Genomic DNA, 16,929 nt, shown 5'->3' with positions numbered 1-16,929 from the left:
CCTAGGGTGATCGCCGTGGCCGAGTCCTTCGACAAGCTCATGTCCCGGCCGGTCGCCGACACGGTCGACCGGCTGCACGCCCGGATCGAGGCGCGCTTCCCGGGCCGGGGGCTGTGCGACGTCGCCGCGGAGCTGGGGAGCCTCGTCGAGCAGGTGGCGAGCGGCGCCGCGGTGCACCGTTCCCGGATCCGTACGGCGCGTGTCGTGTCACGGGCCCTGATCTCGCTCATCGCGATCGGCACCGTCGCGGCCCTGGCGCTCGCCACGCACGCGGCCGTGGGCGACCAGGGTCCCGACGGGCTCGACTGGCTGCCGCTGATCGAGACCACGATCAACGACGTGGTCTTCGCGGCGATCGCCGTGTTCTTCCTGCTCAGCTTCCCCGAGCGGCTCCAGCGCGGCTCGATCCTGGAGATGCTGCACCGACTGCGCTCGCTGGCCCACATCATCGACATGCACCAGCTGACCAAGGACCCGGAGCGGCTGCGCGCGTCGTTCGTGCCGACCGCCCTCAGCACCGACGTCGGCCTCGACCGCGACCAGATGGAGCGCTACCTCGACTACTGCTCCGAGATGCTCAGCCTGGTCGGCAAGACGGCGGCGCTGTGCGCCGAGGAGTCGCGCGACGCGGTCGTCCTCGACACGGTCAGCACGATCGAGACACTGACCACCGGGATGTCGCGCAAGATCTGGCAGAAGATCTCGGTGCTCTCACGCTAGGTCGCGCAGGTGGGCGAGCGTCGTCGCCCAGGCGTCCGAGTCCGGGTCGACCAGCGTGAAGTGGTCACCGTCGACCTCCACCAGCTCGGCGCTCGCTTCGGCGCCGGTCGCGGCCGCGACGTACGCCCGCGACTGGCTGAGCGGGACGATGTCGTCGCCGGTCCCGTGGATGCACCAGACCGGCACGTCGAGCGGCACCTGCTGGACCGGGTCGACAGCCGCGTCCGCGGGCCCGAACGGGTGACCGAGGAAGAGCTCGACCGCTCCCCCGCCGAGCCCGGCGTCGTACGCCGCCTGCAGGTCGAGGACGCCGGCCTGGGAGACGACGTGGGTGAGTCCTCCGTGTCCGGCGGCCCAGGTGACCAGGTGGCCGCCGGCTGAGTGACCGATGCCGACCACGGGACCGTCGACGTCGGGACGGGCGTCGATCGCGGCCCGGACGTCGTCGAGGGTGTCGGCGGCGCCGGTGCCACGGCGGTACTCGATCGCCCAGGCGGCCCAGCCCGCGGCCACCAGGCTCGGCACCAGCGGGGTGGCGTACTCGATGCCGTACTCCGGCTTCCAGAACCCGCCGTGCACGACCACGGCGACGCCCTTCGCGTCACCGTCCGGCAGGGTGAGCTCGCCGTACTGCGCGGGATCGTCGCCGTACGAGACCTTGCGCATCCCTCGCTCCTCGCTGCGTCGGCCGGGTCGGCTGCGTCCACACGCTGCCGCGAGCCCGGCGACCGCGGGCAGCATCAGGAGGGTACGTCGGCGCACGGTGGTGGTTCGGCGCCGACGGCCTCGCGGACTGGGAGGGCACTTCACCAACTCCGCGGCCTCTGCAATGCCCTCCATGTTCAGGGATACCCGGTCGACCGGGTATGCCTGGGAAGGGGTCAGCCCAACGCGGCCGGCAGCGTCGCGGTCCAGGCGGCCCGCAGCTCGTCGAGCGGGATCTCGAACTGGCCGTCGACACCGAGGACGTCGCCACCGGTGACGCCGATCGAGGCGATCGGGACGCCGTGCTCGCCGGCGAGCTGCACCAGCCGCTCGGCGTCGCCGTCGGCGACGGTGACGAGCACCCGCGCCGTCGACTCGCTGAAGAGCGCGACGAACGCGTCGTCCGGCACCTCGACCCTGACACCGACCCCGTGGCGCAGCGACGCCTCGGCGAGCGCCTGGGCGAGGCCGCCGTCGGAGAGGTCGTGGGCGGAGCTGAGCAGGCCGACGCCCGCGTGCAGCAGCCGCGCCAGCGCCTGCTCCGCCTCGAGGTCGACCGCCGGCGGGAGGCCGCCGAGGTGGTCGTGGACCACGTGCGCCCACTCGGAGCCGGAGAGCTCCTCGCGGGTGTCGCCGAGCAGGAAGACCCGCTCGCCACCGGCCGACCAGGCCGACGGCGTACGCAGGGTCACGTCGTCGACGACGCCGAGGACGGCGACGACCGGCGTCGGCAGGATGGCCGTCTCCGCGGTCTGGTTGTAGAGGCTGACGTTGCCGCCGGTGACCGGGATGCCGAGCTCGAGGCACGCGTCCTTGAGGCCGCGGCAGGCCTCGGCGAACTGCCACATCACGGCGGGGTCCTCGGGCGAGCCGAAGTTGAGGCAGTCCGAGATCGCGAGCGGCCGGGCCCCGCCCGTCGCCACGTTGCGGTAGCTCTCGACCAGGGCGAGCTGCGCCCCGGCGTACGGGTCCAGCTTGGCGAAGCGGCCGTTGCAGTCGGTGGAGATGGCGACGCCGAGGTTGGTGTCGGGGTCGACGCGGATCATCCCGCTGTCGCTCGGCTGCGCGAGCACGGTGTTGCCGCGGACGTAGCGGTCGTACTGGTCGGTGATCCAGGACTTGTCGCAAAGGTTCGGAGACGCGACCAGGGTCAGCAGCGTCGAGCGCAGCTCGGCGCCGGTGGTCGGGCGGGCCAGCGCCTCGGCGGCGTCGGCCTGCAGGTCGTCCTGCCAGTCGGGACGCTCCAGCGGGCGGTGGTACGTCGGGCCGTCGTGCGCCACCGAGCGCGGCGGCACGTCGACGACGCGCTCGCCGTGCCAGTCGATCTGCAGGCGGCCGGTGTCGGTGACCTCGCCGATGACGACGGCCTCGACGTCCCACTTCGCGCAGATCGCGAGGAAGCCGGCGACGTCGTCGGGCTCGACGACCGCCATCATCCGCTCCTGCGACTCGCTCATCAGGATCTCTTCGGGCGCCAGGGTGGAGTCGCGCAGCGGGACCCGGTCGAGCTCGACGTGCATGCCGCCGTCGCCGGCGGACGCGAGCTCGGAGGTCGCGCAGGACAGACCGGCACCACCGAGGTCCTGGATGCCGGCGACCAGGCCGGCCGCGAAGATCTCGAGCGTGCACTCGATGAGCAGCTTCTCCATGAAGGGGTCGCCGACCTGCACGCTCGGCCGCTTCGCCGGCCCGTCGGCGTCGAAGGTCTCGGACGCCAGGACCGAGACGCCGCCGATGCCGTCGCCGCCGGTGCGCGCGCCGTACAGGATCACCTGGTTGCCGGCGCCGGACGCCTTGGCCAGGTGCAGGTCCTCGTGCCGCAGCACGCCGACGCAGAGGGCGTTGACGAGCGGGTTGCCGACGTACGACGCGTCGAAGACGGCCTCGCCGCCGATGTTGGGCAGGCCCAGCATGTTGCCGTAGCCGCCGACGCCCGCGACGATCCCGGGCAGCACGCGGTGGGTGTCGTCGGCGTCGAGCGGGCCGAAGCGCAGCGGGTCCATGACCGCGACCGGGCGCGCGCCCATCGCGAGGATGTCGCGGACGATGCCGCCGACGCCGGTGGCGGCGCCCTGGTAGGGCTCGACGTACGACGGGTGGTTGTGCGACTCGACCTTGAAGGTGACGGCGTAGCCCTGACCGATGTCGAGGACGCCGGCGTTCTCGCCGATGCCCGCCAGCATCTTGCCGACCGGCGTCTCCTGGGGGATCTCGGAGAACTGCTTGAGGTGCACCTTGGAGCTCTTGTAGGAGCAGTGCTCGCTCCACATCACGGAGTACATCGCGAGCTCGGAGCTGGTCGGGCGACGCCCGAGGATCTCGCGGATCTCGGCGTACTCGTCGGGCTTGAGCCCGAGGTCCGCCCAGGGCTGCTCGCGGGTGGGGTCTTCGGTGGCGACAGCGACGGTGTCCAGCACGGCGTCAATCTACCGGCGCCCCCGCGCGGCGGCGCACCTGGCTCCGGCTCCCTCCCTCTCCCTCATGCTCGGTAATTGCGTGCCCGGATCCGCTCCGGACCGGAGGACCTCCCTAGCGTGCGACGAATCCGACACCCCCGGCGGGTGGCTCCGGGGGGTGGAGCGAGCGAGGCGGACCCCATGAGCCCAGATCAGCAGCGCACCCGACGGTTCCCCAGGTCGACGGCGCTGGTCGCCGCCGCGATCGGCGTCCTGGTCGTCGCCGGACTCAGCGTCGTCGTCGCACCCGCGGCGGTCGCCGCACCGTGCGACGCTCCCGTCGCCAGCCCGGTGGCGTGCGAGAACACGAAGACCGGCAACCCCGAGAGCGAGTGGGGCATCACCGGTGCCGGCAGCACCAACATCCAGGGCTTCGCGACGCAGATGAGCGTGAACGTCGGCGAGACCGAGGGCTTCAAGATCGACACCAACGCCTCGTCGTACCGCCTCGACATCTATCGGATGGGCTACTACGGCGGCCTGGGGGCACGGCTCGTCACGACGGTCGCTCCCACCACGATCGTGCCCAACCAGCCGAACTGCATCACCGTCGCCGCCACCGGTCTGACCGACTGCGGCAACTGGACCCAGAACGCGACCTGGCAGGTGCCCGCGGACGCCGTGTCCGGGATCTACTTCGCCAAGCTGGTGCGCACCGACGGCACCGCAGGGTCGAGCCACGTCTTCTTCGTCGTCCGCAACGACAGCTCCGCGTCCAAACTGCTCTTCCAGACCTCGGACACCACCTGGCAGGCCTACAACGCGTACGGCGGCAACAGCCTCTACACCGGTGCGCCCGCGGGCCGTGCCTACAAGGTCAGCTACAACCGGCCGTTCACCACGCGCGCCAACGCGCCCGAGGACTTCGTCTTCAACGCGGAGTACCCGATGGTCCGGTGGCTGGAGTCCAACGGGTACGACGTGAGCTACACCTCCGGGGTCGACACCGACCGTCGCGGGAGCGAGCTGCTCGAGCACCAGGCGTTCCTGTCGGTCGGCCACGACGAGTACTGGTCGGGCCAGCAGCGCGCCAACGTCGAGGCGGCGCGCGCGGCCGGGGTCGACCTGGCCTTCTTCAGCGGGAACGAGATCTTCTGGAAGACCCGGTGGGAGAACAGCGTCGACGGCTCCGGCACGCCGTACCGGACCCTCGTCTCCTACAAGGAGACGCACGCGAACGCCGCGATCGACCCGCAGGACCCCCCGACGGCGACGGCGACCTGGCGCGACCCGCGCTTCGGTGCGCCCGCCGACGGCGCGCGCCCCGAGAACGCGCTGTCCGGGACGATCTTCACCGCGAACTGCTGCGCCATCGACATGGAGGTCGGGGCGGCCGACGGCAAGATGCGCTTCTGGCGCAACACCCGCGTGGCCAGCCTGACCGGCACGCAGACCACGACCGTCGGCACCAACGTCATCGGCTACGAGTGGGACCAGGACGCCGACAACGGGTCGCGCCCACCGGGTCTGGTCCGGCTGTCGCAGACGACCGGTCAGGCGGACGTGCTGCAGGACTACGGCACCAACTACAGCAGCGGCACGGCGACGCACTCGATGACGCTCTACCGCGCCCCGAGCGGCGCCCTCGTGTTCGGTGCGGGGACGATCCAGTGGTCCTGGGGTCTCGACGCCAACCACGACCGCGGCTCGGCCGCGGCCGACGCGGCCGCGCGTCAGGCGACCGTCAACCTGCTGGCCGACATGGGCGTCCAGCCCACCACGCTGCAGTCGGGGCTGACCGCGGCGACGGCGTCGACCGACACCGCGGCCCCGACCTCGGTGATCACCTCGCCCACGGCCGGCGCGACGCTGCCGGTCGGCGACCCGATCACGATCACCGGGACCGCCACCGACGCCGGCGGCGGCCGGGTCGGCGGCATCGAGGTCTCCACCGACAACGGCAGCACCTGGCACCGCGCCACCGGACGTGAGTCGTGGACCTACACGTTCACCCCGGCAGCCGCCGGGACCGTCCGGATCCGCAGCAGGGCCGCCGACGACAGCGGCAACATCGAGACCCCGTCCGCGGGCGTCACGATCACGGCGGGCACCTCCGGCGGCAGCGGCTGCCCGTGCTCGATCTGGCCCAGCACCGCGACCCCTGCGGGCACGGACCCGGACACCAGCGCGGTGGAGCTGGGCGTGAAGTTCCGCGCCTCCCAGAACGGGACCATCACGGGCATCCGGTACTACAAGGCCGCCCTCTCCACCGGCACCCACGTCGGCACCCTGTGGACCGGCACCGGCACCAAGCTCGCGACGGTGACCTTCACCGGCGAGAGCGCCAGCGGCTGGCAGCAGGCCAACTTCGCGACCCCGGTCCCGGTCACGGCCAACACGACCTACGTGGCGTCGTACTTCACACCGTCGCGGTACGCCGTCAGCTCGGCGTACTTCACCTCCGCGACCACCCGCGGGCCGTTGACGGCGCTGGCCAACGGCACCGACGGCGGCAACGGCCTCTACCGCTACGGCAGCACGGCGGGCTCCTTCCCGACCGCGTCCTACAACAGCGAGAACTACTGGGTCGACGTCGTCTACGACAACGGCCCCGACACCACCAAGCCGACCGTGACCGGACGGACCCCCGCGGCCGGCGCCACCGGCGTCGCGGTCAACGTCGCGCCCACGGCGACCTTCAGCGAACCCGTCACCGCCGGCTCGATCTCCTTCCAGCTCCGCAACCCCGCCGGCACCCTCGTCACCGCCACCACGGCCTACAACGCCACCACCCAGACCGCGACCGTCACCCCGAACGCGGCCCTCGCGCCCTCGACCACCTACACCGCCACCGTCTCCGGGGCCACCGACGCCGCCGGCAACGCCATGGACCCCGTCACCTGGACCTTCACCACGGTCGCCGCCGACACCACCAAGCCCACCGTGACCGGACGGACCCCTGCCGCCGGCGCCACCGGCGTCGCGGTCAACGTCGCGCCCACGGCGACCTTCAGCGAGCCCGTCACTGCAGCCTCGATCAGCTTCCAGCTGCGCAACCCCGCCGGCACCCTCGTCACCGGCACCACCGCCTACAACGCCACCACCCAGACCGCGACGCTGACGCCCGGCAGCGCCCTGGCACCGTCGACGACGTACACCGCCACGCTCTCCGGCGCGGCCGACGCCGCCGGCAACGCCATGGACCCCGTCACCTGGACCTTCACCACGGTCGCCGCCGACACCACCAAGCCCACCGTCACCGCGCGAACGCCCGCCAGCGGCGCCACCGCCGTCGCCACCTCGGTCGCGCCGACCGCCACCTTCAGCGAGGCCGTCACCGGCTCGACGGTCAGCTTCGTGCTCCGCAACCCCGCCGGCACGGCCGTCACCGCCACCACCGCCTACAACGCCACCACCCAGACCGCGACGCTCACCCCTGGCAGCGCGCTCGCGACGTCGACGACCTACACCGCGACCGTGTCCGGGGCCACCGACGCCGCCGGCAACGTCATGGACCCGACGTCGTGGAGCTTCACGACCGCGGCGACGGCCAGCTCGTGTCCGTGCACGATCTGGCCGTCGACCGCCGCGCCCGCCGGCACCGACCCGGACACCTCGGCGGTGGAGCTCGGCGTGAAGTTCCGCACCAGCCAGGCCGGGTACGTCACGGCGATCCGCTACTTCAAGCCCACCCAGAGCTCGGGCACGCACGTCGGCACCCTCTGGAGCGGCACCGGCACGAAGCTGGCCACCGTGACCTTCACCGGGGAGAGCGCGAGCGGCTGGCAGCAGGCGACCTTCGCGAGCCCGGTCGCGGTGCAGGCGAACACGACCTACGTCGCGTCGTACTTCACGCCGTCGCGGTACGTCGTGAACGGGAACTACTTCAGCGCCGCGACGACGCGCGGACCGCTGACCGCCCTCGCCAACGGCACCGACGGCGGCAACGGCCTCTACCGCTACACCAGCACCGCCGGCGTCTTCCCGACGAGCAGCTACAACAACGAGAACTACTGGGTCGACGTCGTCTTCCAGGAGAGCGCCACGGACGCCACGGCGCCGTCGCTGCTGGACCGCTCGCCCGCCCCCGGCGCGACCGGGGTCCCCACCAACACGGTCGTCTCGGCGACGTACGGCGAGCCGCTGAAGGCGCGCACCGGCACGGTCGAGGTCCGCAACCCGGCGGGCACCGTGCTGGCCGGCACCACCGCGATCGACAGCGGCGGCACCCGACTGCTGTTCCAGCCCGCGCTCGCGCTCGCCTCCTCGACGACGTACTCCGTCCAGGTCAGCGGCGCCAGCGACGCGGCGGGCAACGTCGCGGCACCGACGAGCTGGTCGTTCCAGACCGCCGCACCGGCACCGCCGGCGCCCGACCAGGGACCGGGCGGTCCCGTCGCGGTCGTCACCAGCGCGGGCAACCCGGTCTCGACGTACCTCGCGGAGATCCTGCGCGCCGAGGGCCTCAACGAGTTCACCACGGTCGGGCCGGCAGCGCTCACGGCCAGCGGCCTGGCGCCGTACGGCGCGCTCGTGGTCGGCGAGGTGCCCGTGACCGATGCGCAGGTCGCCGCCGTGAGCGACTGGGTGACGGCCGGTGGCGACCTCGTGCTGATGCGACCGGACAGCCGGTTCCTGAGCCTCGCCGGCCTCAGCGCCCAGGCCGGCACGGTCTCCGACGGCTACCTGGCCGTGGACCCCGCGACCGCGCCGGGCGCGGGGATCACCACCGACACGATGCAGTTCCACGGGGCCGCGAACCGCTACGCACTCGCCGGCGCCACCACGGTCGCGACCCTCTACTCGACCGCGACGGCGTCCACCGGTCAGCCCGCGGTGGCGTGGCGCAGCGTCGGCAGCAACGGCGGCCAGGTCGCGACCTTCGCCTACGACCTGGCGAAGTCGGTCGTGCAGACCCGCCAGGGCAACCCGGCGTGGGCGGCCCAGGAGCGGGACGCCCAGACGCCGATCCGGTCCGACGACCTCTTCTTCGGCGGCAGCGGGACCACCGACTGGGTCAACCTGGCCAAGGTGTCGATCCCCCAGGCGGACGAGCAGCAGCGCCTGCTGGCCAACCTCCTCACGGTGATGCGGCGCGACCGGATGCCGCTGCCGCGGTTCTGGTACTTCCCCGACACGTACAAGGCCGTCGTGGTCGCGACCGGCGACGACCACGGCACGGGCGGGACGGCCGGCCGCTTCGCCTCCTACCTCGCCGCCAGCCCCGCCGGCTGCTCGGTCGCGGCCTGGACCTGCCCCCGCTTCACGTCGTACGTCTACACGTCCACGCCGTTCAGCAACGCCCAGGCCACGACCTACCAGGGCCAGGGCTTCGAGGTCGGGCTGCACCACACGACCAACTGCGCCAACTTCACCTCGCTCGCCCAGCTCCAGAGCGGCTACAGCTCCCAGCTCGCGGAGTGGCGTGCGAAGTACTCCGGCGTCCTGGCGCCCACGACCAACCGGACCCACTGCATCGCGTTCAGCGACTGGAGCTCGCAGCCCAGGGCCGAGCTGGCCAACGGGATCCGCCTCGACACCAACTACTACTTCTGGCCGGGCAGCTGGGTGCAGGACCGTCCCGGCTTCATGAACGGGTCGGGCATCCCGATGCGGTTCACCGACACCGACGGCTCGATGCTCGACGTCTACCAGGCCCAGACGGCGATGACCGACGAGTCCGAGCAGAGCTACCCGTTCACCGTCGACACCCTCCTGGACCGGGCACTCGGCGCCCAGGGCTACTACGGCGCGTTCACCGCCAACATGCACACCGACGCGGCGACGACCTTCGAGAGCGACGAGCTCCTCGCGTCCGCGCAGGAGCGCGGCGTGCCTGTCGTGACCGCGCGCCAGATGCTCACCTGGGTCGACGGGCGCAACGGCTCCTCGTTCGGCGATCTCTCGTGGTCGGGCTCCACGCTGGGCTTCACGATCGCCGTCGGCAGCGGCGCCTCGCGCCTCACCGCGATGCTGCCCGTCGCCGGACCGGGCGGGACGGTGCTGAGCAGCCTGACCCGGGGAGGCACCGCCGTCGCCTTCACCACCATGACCGTCAAGGGCCAGCAGTACGCCGTCTTCCCCGCGTCGGCCGGCACGTGGTCGGCGGCGTACGGCGCGGGCTCGGCGGGCTCGGCAGCCGCGGTCTCGGCGGCGCGGGTCGCGTCGAGCCCGTCGGGCGAGGCCACGGTGCGCTGGCGCAGCGGAGCACCCGGGACCTCGACGGTCCGCTTCGGCACGTCGGCCGGCAGGCTCGACCGCGTGACGACGTCGGCGGGGAGCACCGCCCGCCACTCGCTCACCGTCGACGGGCTGGCCGCCGGCCGGAGGTACTTCTACCGCGTGCTCACCCGCGGCGCGGACGGCCACCTCCGGACCTGGCCGCGGCGCGATCGGCCGCCGGCCACCTTCCGCACCCCCGCCGCGGACCACCGCGCTCCGGTGCCGACCGCCGTCCGTGCGCTCTCGCTGCCCGACGGCACCGCGCGCGTGTCGTGGCGGACCGCCGAGCCTGCGACGTCCGTCGTCCACTTCACCGACCGGTCGACGCCGGGCGTCGGCTCGCGACGCGACGACGGGCTGGTGCGGCGGCACACGGTGGTGCTGACCGGGCTCGCGACCGAGACGGCGTACCGCCTGACGGTCGGTGGGACGGACGCCGCCGGCAACTCGGGCTCGGGCACGCCGATCCGGCTCCGCACCCGGGCGCCGGGCGTCGCCCTGCAGACCGCGCTCGGCTTCCGCACCGGCCGGCTGAGCGGCGACGTGCGGGTCAGCCGTGCCGGCTTCGGCGCCCTGGCCCTGCCGGCCGGCGGGGTCGGCACGTTCATCTCCACCGTCCAGGACGCCCGGCAGAAGGTCAGCTGGACCGCGATGGTGCTCGACGCCACCCGTCCCGCAGGATCCCGGGTCGTCGTGGCCGTGCGCACCGGCGACCGGTCACGACCGGACGGGACCTGGTCGCGGTGGCGGCGGGTCGAGGGCACCCGTCTCGACCGTCCCGGCCGCTACCTGCAGGTGCGGGTCCGGATGACGGCGCCGTACGGATCCCGCGCCCTGGTCCGGGCGATCGGGTTCTCACACGACGGGGAGGCACCCGCGGCGTCGCGCGAGCTCTCCTGACGGGTCCTACCTCAGCAGCCCGTCGGCGACGACCTCGAGCATCGGGCGCACGGCGGACGCGTCGAGGTCGCTCTGGTCGGCGACGGTCGCGATGCCGCCCACGAGGCGGCAGACCTGGATGGTCTCGACCCCGTCGCGCAGCGCGCCGTCCTCGCGGAGCCGCTCGATCACGCGGCCGTTGGCGGATGCCAGGACCTGGCACTTGGTCATGATCGGGGAGTCCGGGTCGCCCATCGCGGAGGTGATCTTGGCGGGTCCGCCCTTGTGCTGGCTGATCAGGCCGACGTACTCCTGGAACCAGTTCAGCAGCAGGTCGCGGTCCGACCCCTCGTGGGTCAGCGCCTTGTCCGTGGTCTCGGTGACCTTGTCGACCCAGGACTGCATCACGGCGTCGAGGAGGTTCTCGCGCTTCGGGAAGTGCCGGTAGAGGGTGCCGGGACCGACGCCGGCGAGCTTGGCGATGTCGTCGAGAGAGGCGTCGTACCCACGCTCGCGGAACACCTGGCGCGCCACCTCGACGATGCGGTCGTAGTTGCGCTGGGCATCGGCTCGCACGGAAAACTCCCTCATTGCACTTGCTAAACGGAGACAGTCTCCGTATTGTTCTGGATGAAGCGGAGGAACCCTCCGGATCTACTGTACCTCGGCCCACGAGGCCAGAACAGGACTCTCCACCATGTCTCTCACCACCACCACCCCCGCCCGGGGCACGGGTCGGCCCAGCGAGCTGCCGCCGAACGCCGGCCGCGCAGCCGCGGGCATCGCGATCGTCCTGGTCGCCCAGCTGATGATCGTGCTCGACGCCACCGTCGTGAACGTCGCCCTGCCCCGCATCGACGCCGACCTCGACTTCGGCCCCGCGTCGCTGTCGTGGGTCCTCAACGCCTACACGCTCGCCTTCGGCGGCCTGCTGCTGCTCGGCGGCCGGCTCGGCGACGTCTTCGGACGGCTCCGGGTCTTCGAGATCGGGCTGGCCACCTTCACGGTGGGCTCCGCCCTCGGCGGACTCGCCCAGACGCCCGGCCAGCTGGTCGCCGCCCGGACCCTCCAGGGCGTCGGAGCGGCCCTCGCCGCACCGAGCGTGCTCGCCCTGCTCACCACCAGCGCGCCCGACGAGGCCGCGCGCAACCGGGCCCTCGCGCTCTTCGGCGCGGTCTCGTCCGGTGGCGCCTCGATCGGCCTGATCCTCGGTGGCCTGCTCACCGACGTCGGGTCGTGGCGCTGGACGCTCTTCATCAACGTGCCGCTCGGCATCGCCGTGCTGCTTCTCGCCCGTCGCTTCGTCGCCGAGACCGCCCGCCGCCCCGGACGCTTCGACCTGGTCGGCGCCGCCAGCGCCACCATCGGCGCCGTGTCCATCGTGTGGGCGCTGATCGGTGCTCCCGAGCACGGCTGGACCTCGGTGCGCACCATCGGCGGCATCGTCCTCGGCGTCGCGGCCCTGCTCCTGCTGGCCCGCACCGAGACGCGGCACCCGCACCCGATGATCCAGCCGCACCTGGTCAGGAACCGGCGCCGCGTCGCCGCGCTGGCCGTCATGGCGCTGGTCATCGGTGCGAACCTGTCGATGTTCTTCCTGGTCGTGCAGTACGTGCAGCGGGTGCTCGGCTTCGGCCCGCTCGCGTCCGGCTTCGCCTTCCTCCCCTTCAGCCTCGGCATCTTCGGGATGTCCCGCCTCACCCCGTGGCTGATCCAGAAGGTCGGCCCGCAGGCCATGCTGATGACGGGCACCGCCGCCATGACCGTGGGCTACGCCTGGCTCAGCGCCGCCGGTGCCGACGGCACCTACTGGGGCTCGGTCTTCGGCCCGATGCTGATCGCCGGCCTCTCCACCGGCCTGGTGTTCATGCCGATCTCCGTCACGGTGCTCGGCGGCGTCGAGCCGGAGCACGCCGGATCGGCGTCCGGACTGCTGCAGACCACGCAGCAGCTCGGCAGTGCCGTGGGCATCGCCGTCATCGTGTCGGTGTACGCCGCGGGTGCGGTCCCGGGCGAGTTCGTGCCCGGGCTGCAGGCGGCGTTCCTGACGTCGGCCGGCTTCACCGCCCTGGCCCTGCTGGTCTCGGGCCTCGCGCTCCGGACCCGGCGGGCGTCAGCCCCCGAGCCCGCGCGGGTCGAGCCGGTCCGCGCGGACCTCACCGAGGCGGTCGAGGCGGCCTAGCTCGCCTGGCGGGCGGCGAGGACGGGCGTCCAGACGCGTCCGTCCCACCACCACCGGCCGTCGGCGCTCGTCGTCGGCGTACCGCCCTCGACCGGGTCCAGGAAGAACTCCGGCCCGCGGCCCAGGAACGGGAGCATGCTCCAGCTGTCACTCATGATCGACCCCCTCGATCGTTGCGTGCGGCCAGCGTGCTCCCGTTCCCGCACGTGCTCAGCCGATTGAGCAAACCTTGTGGTTGGCACCGAGCGAATTACAGCGCTGTAGTTGTCGGCGAAGGCTGTGACTGGTGTGATTGGTGAGGTTATGGTGACGTGGCCTCGGCCGCGAGGCAGCGACCACGCCTTTCTCTGGAGCTCGACATGCCTCGCCGGTTTCTTCCCCTCGCCCGACGCGCTGCGACCGCGGTGGCGCTGAGCGCCCTCACGGTCTCCGGACTGATGGCGGTGAGCGGGAGCGAGCAGGCCACCGACGCGGCCGCCCCGCTCGCGGCGAAGGCGCGCAAGGCCAACGTGGTGACGCCCGGCGACTTCACCGGCTTCGGCTTCGACCAGTGCCAGGCGCCGAGCCAGGCGAAGATGAACCGCTGGCTCCGCACCTCGCCCTTCTGGGCCGTCGGCATCTACATCGCCGGCGACTCGCGGGCCTGCCGCAACCAGACCTACCTGAACGCGACCTGGGTCAGCACCCAGCTCGCCAAGGGCTGGCGGCTGCTGCCGATCACGCTCGGACCCCAGGCCTCCTGCCAGCCGCGGTTCCCGCGTTACAAGGACGACTTCCGGATCAGCTCCAAGGCCAACGACAACGGCCTGTACGCCGTCGCCCTCCGTCAGGGCCGCACCCAGGCCGCGGAGTCGGTCACGGCCGCCATCGACCTGGGCATCACCACCGGGAGCACCCTCTGGTACGACCTCGAGGGCTTCGACTCCAACAACGCGAAGTGCCGCGAGTCGGCGCTGGCCTTCCTCAGCGGGTGGACCGAGCAGCTGCACGCCCTCGGCTACGTCTCCGGCGTCTACTCGAGCGCCGGGTCGGGCATCCGGGCCCTCGACGACGCGCGGGTCACGCGACCGACGGCCTTCACCCTCCCCGACCAGATCTGGATCGCCCGCTGGGACGGCATCGCCAGCACCAGCACGCCGTACATCCGCGCTGACGGCTGGATGCCGCGCTCGCGGGTGAAGCAGTACCGGGGCGGCCACGACGAGACCTGGGGCAAGGTCACCATCAACATCGACAGCAACTTCCTCAACCTGGGCCAGGGCTCGGTGGCCTCCCCCGAGGTCCACTGCGGCGGCGTCGTCATCCCGCGTGCCGGCTACCAGGTGATCCGGCCGGCCAACGGCACCAGCACGCCGAACCCCGTCCAGGTCAAGGCTCTCCAGTGCCTGCTGCAGGAGGACGGCACGTACGCCGGCCGGATCCACGGGCGCTACAACGGCGCCACGGCCGCGGCGGCCAACGCCTGGCAGAGCGCGCACGGCCTGCCGGTCACGCCGGGCTGGACCCGCAACGACTGGACGGCGCTGCTGAGCGCCGGCAACCGGGTGCTGCTGAAGTTCGGCTCCGCCGGCCCCGACGTACGACGCGTCCAGCGGGCGCTGTCCGCCGCCGGCACCGACGCGACCGCTGCGGCGGTCCGGGCCACGGGGGTCTTCAACTGGAAGACCGACCGTGCCCTCCGCGCCTACCAGCAGCGGATCGGCGTCCCGGTCAACGGCATCGCCGGCGGACCGACCTGGGCCGCCCTGCAGGGCGGCAAGATCTGATCAGCCGGCCGGAGGGCCGACCAGCAGGGCGACACCGGTGAGCGCGGCCACGGCCACGAGGCCGGCGAGCGCGCCGCGGACCGGGTTGCGCAGCAGCCAGGCGACGGGGCGGTCGAGCACCGAGGCCGGTGCCTCGTGGGTCAGGCGCCACGAGCTGCCCAGGACGTCGGCGCGCTCGGCCGAGCGGTCGGCGAGCACCGTGAAGAACGGCGGCACCGCCGCGAGCAGCGTCAGCAGCGACCGGCTCCGCGACCAGCGCTGGTCGACGGACACGAGGACCGTCACCAGGCAGTAGGCGATGAAGACGACGCCGTGCACCATGCCGAAGACGCGGACGCCGACGTCGGTGACGTCGGTGTACTTGAACGCCATGCCGGTCAGCAGCAGGGCCCAGGTGACCGCCTCGGCGACGGCGACGAGGCGGAAGGTCTTCAGGGGGTTCATGCGACTGCGCTCATGCGAACGTGCTCTCCAGGATGCTGGTGAAGAAGCCGAGACCGTCGGTCCCGGCTCCGGTGAGGTCCTCGACGGCGTGCTCGGGGTGCGGCATCAGCCCGACCACGTTGCCGCGCTCGTTGGTGATGCCGGCGATGTCGCGCAGCGAGCCGTTGGGGTTGACGTCGAGGTAGCGGGCGACGACGCGCCCCTCGCCCTCGAGCCGGTCGAGTGTGTCGGCATCGGCGACGAAGCCGCCCTCGCCGTTCTTGAGGACGATGGTGATCTCCGCGCCCTCGTCGTAGGCGGTCGTCCACGCGGTGCTGGTGTTCTCGATCCGCAGGCGCTGGTCGCGGCAGACGAACTTGCGGTGGTCGTTGCGGATCAGCGCTCCGGGCAGCAGGTGGGACTCGCAGAGGATCTGGAAGCCGTTGCAGATGCCGAGCACGGGCATGCCCTTGCCGGCCGCCTCGATGACCTCGGTCATCACGGGCGAGAAGCGGGAGATCGCGCCGCAGCGCAGGTAGTCGCCGTACGAGAAGCCGCCGGGCAGGATCACGGCGTCGACGCCGCGCAGGTCGTGGTCGCCGTGCCACAGCGCGACGGCCTCGTGGCCGCCGAGGGTGACGGCGCGCTGCGCGTCGACCTCGTCCAGGGAGCCCGGGAAGGTGACGACGCCGATCTTCACCGAGCCGCCTCGGCGGCGACGGAGTCCTCGACGCGGACCGCGTAGTTCTCGATGACCGGGTTGGAGAGCAGCGTCTCCGCCATCTTCTCGACCTCGGCGAGCACCGCGTCGGTGATCTCGCCGTCGATCTCGAGCTCGAACCGCTTGCCCTGGCGGACGTCGGTCACGCCACTGAAGCCGAGCCGGGGCAGTGCGCCGAGCACGGCCTTGCCCTGGGGGTCGAGGATCTCGGGCTTGGGCATGACGTCGACGACGACACGGGCCACGGGGCGCTCCTTCGGGAGGGGTGCGAGTGCGCCGCCAGTCTAGTGGGGCCGTTCAGGCCCCGACGCTCCGCATCCGGGCGAACGTCGCCTGCTCGACCACACCACTGGTGCCGGGCAGCAACGTCGTGTCCCGGAGCCGCCGCCACTCGTCGCTCTGGGCCGTCGTCCAGGCCGACATCGCGACCCGCTGACCGTCCTCGACGAACACCCGGGGCAGCAGCTTCGCCGGCATCGCGGCGTACGTCGCCGACTCGACCGCGTCGCGGAGCCCCTGCTCCGCCAGCTCGAGCCGATCGCTGCAGGTGCCGCCCTCCTGGTCGCAGCCGGCCTCCAGCGCGCCGAGGACGTCGGCGGACGGCTGCACCCACTCGTCGTCGATCGTCCGGAGGACCTGGTCCCAGTCCTCGCGACCGGCATCGCGGATCGTCCGGTCGACCCCGCCCTCGACGTACGCGAGGTAGGTGCGGCGGAACTCCTCCGCCGCGTCGTCGTCGCCACCGGCGGCGACCAGCTCATCGAGCCCGTGGTCGTCGATCGTGTCGGGGTGCTCGGCGAGCCGGTCCAGCACGTGGGCCGAGGAGGGCCCGTCGTCGTCGGGCTCGGGCGGGTCGTCCGTGCAGCCGGACAGCAGGACGGTCGCGACGGCCACCCCCACGATCCCCCGGAGCAC

The 16,929-nt window shown here is 72.4% G+C and carries 12 protein-coding genes; 4 read left to right on the top strand and 8 right to left on the bottom strand.

The window, feature by feature from the left end; genetic code table 11:
* The first annotated feature begins 15 nt into the window (after positions 1-15).
* Entirely contained in the window at positions 16-720 is a 705-nt protein-coding gene (locus ASC77_RS18785) for a hypothetical protein (RefSeq protein ID WP_235547797.1), read from the top strand.
* On the opposite strand, the gene ASC77_RS18780 is transcribed toward ASC77_RS18785, so the two are convergent.
* Together ASC77_RS18780 and purL are read right to left on the bottom strand one after the other, a co-directional pair.
* Positions 712-1,386: an alpha/beta hydrolase family protein gene (locus ASC77_RS18780; RefSeq protein ID WP_235547795.1), complete on the bottom strand. Its 675-nt coding sequence runs from the start codon at positions 1,384-1,386 to the stop codon at positions 712-714. The two genes, ASC77_RS18785 and ASC77_RS18780, sit on opposite strands and share 9 nt — an antisense overlap.
* Before the next feature lie 215 nt (positions 1,387-1,601).
* Positions 1,602-3,842 (bottom strand): phosphoribosylformylglycinamidine synthase subunit PurL, encoded by a 2,241-nt coding sequence (gene purL, locus ASC77_RS18775; protein ID WP_056156418.1) that lies wholly within the window; start codon positions 3,840-3,842, stop codon positions 1,602-1,604.
* Positions 3,843-4,022: 180 nt separating this feature from the next.
* Between purL and ASC77_RS18770 the strand changes: the two genes are divergently transcribed.
* Entirely contained in the window at positions 4,023-10,943 is a 6,921-nt protein-coding gene (locus ASC77_RS18770) for a N,N-dimethylformamidase beta subunit family domain-containing protein (RefSeq protein WP_056156416.1), read from the top strand.
* A 6-nt stretch (positions 10,944-10,949) separates the two neighbouring features.
* Here the strand turns inward: ASC77_RS18770 and ASC77_RS18765 are convergent, their stop codons facing one another.
* Entirely contained in the window at positions 10,950-11,498 is a 549-nt protein-coding gene (locus ASC77_RS18765) for a TetR/AcrR family transcriptional regulator (protein ID WP_056156414.1), read from the bottom strand.
* Positions 11,499-11,619: 121 nt separating this feature from the next.
* On the opposite strand from ASC77_RS18765, the gene ASC77_RS18760 reads away from it, so the two are divergent.
* A complete protein-coding gene (locus ASC77_RS18760) occupies positions 11,620-13,104 on the top strand; it encodes an MFS transporter (protein ID WP_056156413.1) in 1,485 nt (494 codons plus the stop codon).
* Here the strand turns inward: ASC77_RS18760 and ASC77_RS26780 are convergent.
* Complete coding sequence (locus ASC77_RS26780; RefSeq protein WP_156391172.1) at positions 13,101-13,259, bottom strand: hypothetical protein; 159 nt, start codon at positions 13,257-13,259, stop codon at positions 13,101-13,103. The genes ASC77_RS18760 and ASC77_RS26780 overlap by 4 nt on opposite strands.
* 204 nt (positions 13,260-13,463) lie before the next feature.
* Between ASC77_RS26780 and ASC77_RS18755 the strand changes: the two genes are divergently transcribed.
* Complete coding sequence (locus ASC77_RS18755; protein WP_082574909.1) at positions 13,464-14,870, top strand: glycoside hydrolase domain-containing protein; 1,407 nt, start codon at positions 13,464-13,466, stop codon at positions 14,868-14,870.
* On the opposite strand, the gene ASC77_RS18750 is transcribed toward ASC77_RS18755, so the two are convergent.
* From ASC77_RS18750 to ASC77_RS18735, 4 genes are read right to left on the bottom strand one after another with little or no spacing between them, the layout of a single operon-like run.
* Positions 14,871-15,314 (bottom strand): DUF3817 domain-containing protein, encoded by a 444-nt coding sequence (locus ASC77_RS18750; protein WP_056156408.1) that lies wholly within the window; start codon positions 15,312-15,314, stop codon positions 14,871-14,873.
* Positions 15,315-15,324: 10 nt separating this feature from the next.
* Entirely contained in the window at positions 15,325-15,993 is a 669-nt protein-coding gene (purQ, locus tag ASC77_RS18745; RefSeq protein WP_056156406.1) for a phosphoribosylformylglycinamidine synthase subunit PurQ, read from the bottom strand.
* Entirely contained in the window at positions 15,990-16,259 is a 270-nt protein-coding gene (gene purS, locus ASC77_RS18740) for a phosphoribosylformylglycinamidine synthase subunit PurS (RefSeq protein ID WP_056156405.1), read from the bottom strand. The genes purQ and purS overlap by 4 nt, the downstream gene beginning before the upstream one ends.
* Positions 16,260-16,311: 52 nt before the next feature.
* Entirely contained in the window at positions 16,312-16,929 is a 618-nt protein-coding gene (locus ASC77_RS18735; RefSeq protein WP_056156403.1) for a hypothetical protein, read from the bottom strand.

Source organism: Nocardioides sp. Root1257 (assembly GCF_001425175.1).
Lineage (GTDB): Bacteria > Actinomycetota > Actinomycetes > Propionibacteriales > Nocardioidaceae > Nocardioides.
This window is presented reverse-complemented; position numbering and strand designations above follow the sequence as displayed.

Bases quoted from the DNA above. Each gene is read 5' to 3' on its own strand.
- ASC77_RS18760 (WP_056156413.1), top strand. From the start codon at position 11,620: ATGTCTCTCACCACCACCACCCCCGCCCGGGGCACGGGTCGGCCCAGC.
- ASC77_RS18770 (WP_056156416.1), top strand. From the start codon at position 4,023: ATGAGCCCAGATCAGCAGCGCACCCGACGGTTCCCCAGGTCGACGGCG.
- ASC77_RS18750 (WP_056156408.1), bottom strand. From the start codon at position 15,314: ATGAACCCCCTGAAGACCTTCCGCCTCGTCGCCGTCGCCGAGGCGGTC.
- ASC77_RS18780 (WP_235547795.1), bottom strand. From the start codon at position 1,386: ATGCGCAAGGTCTCGTACGGCGACGATCCCGCGCAGTACGGCGAGCTC.
- ASC77_RS18755 (WP_082574909.1), top strand. From the start codon at position 13,464: ATGCCTCGCCGGTTTCTTCCCCTCGCCCGACGCGCTGCGACCGCGGTG.
- ASC77_RS26780 (WP_156391172.1), bottom strand. From the start codon at position 13,259: ATGAGTGACAGCTGGAGCATGCTCCCGTTCCTGGGCCGCGGGCCGGAG.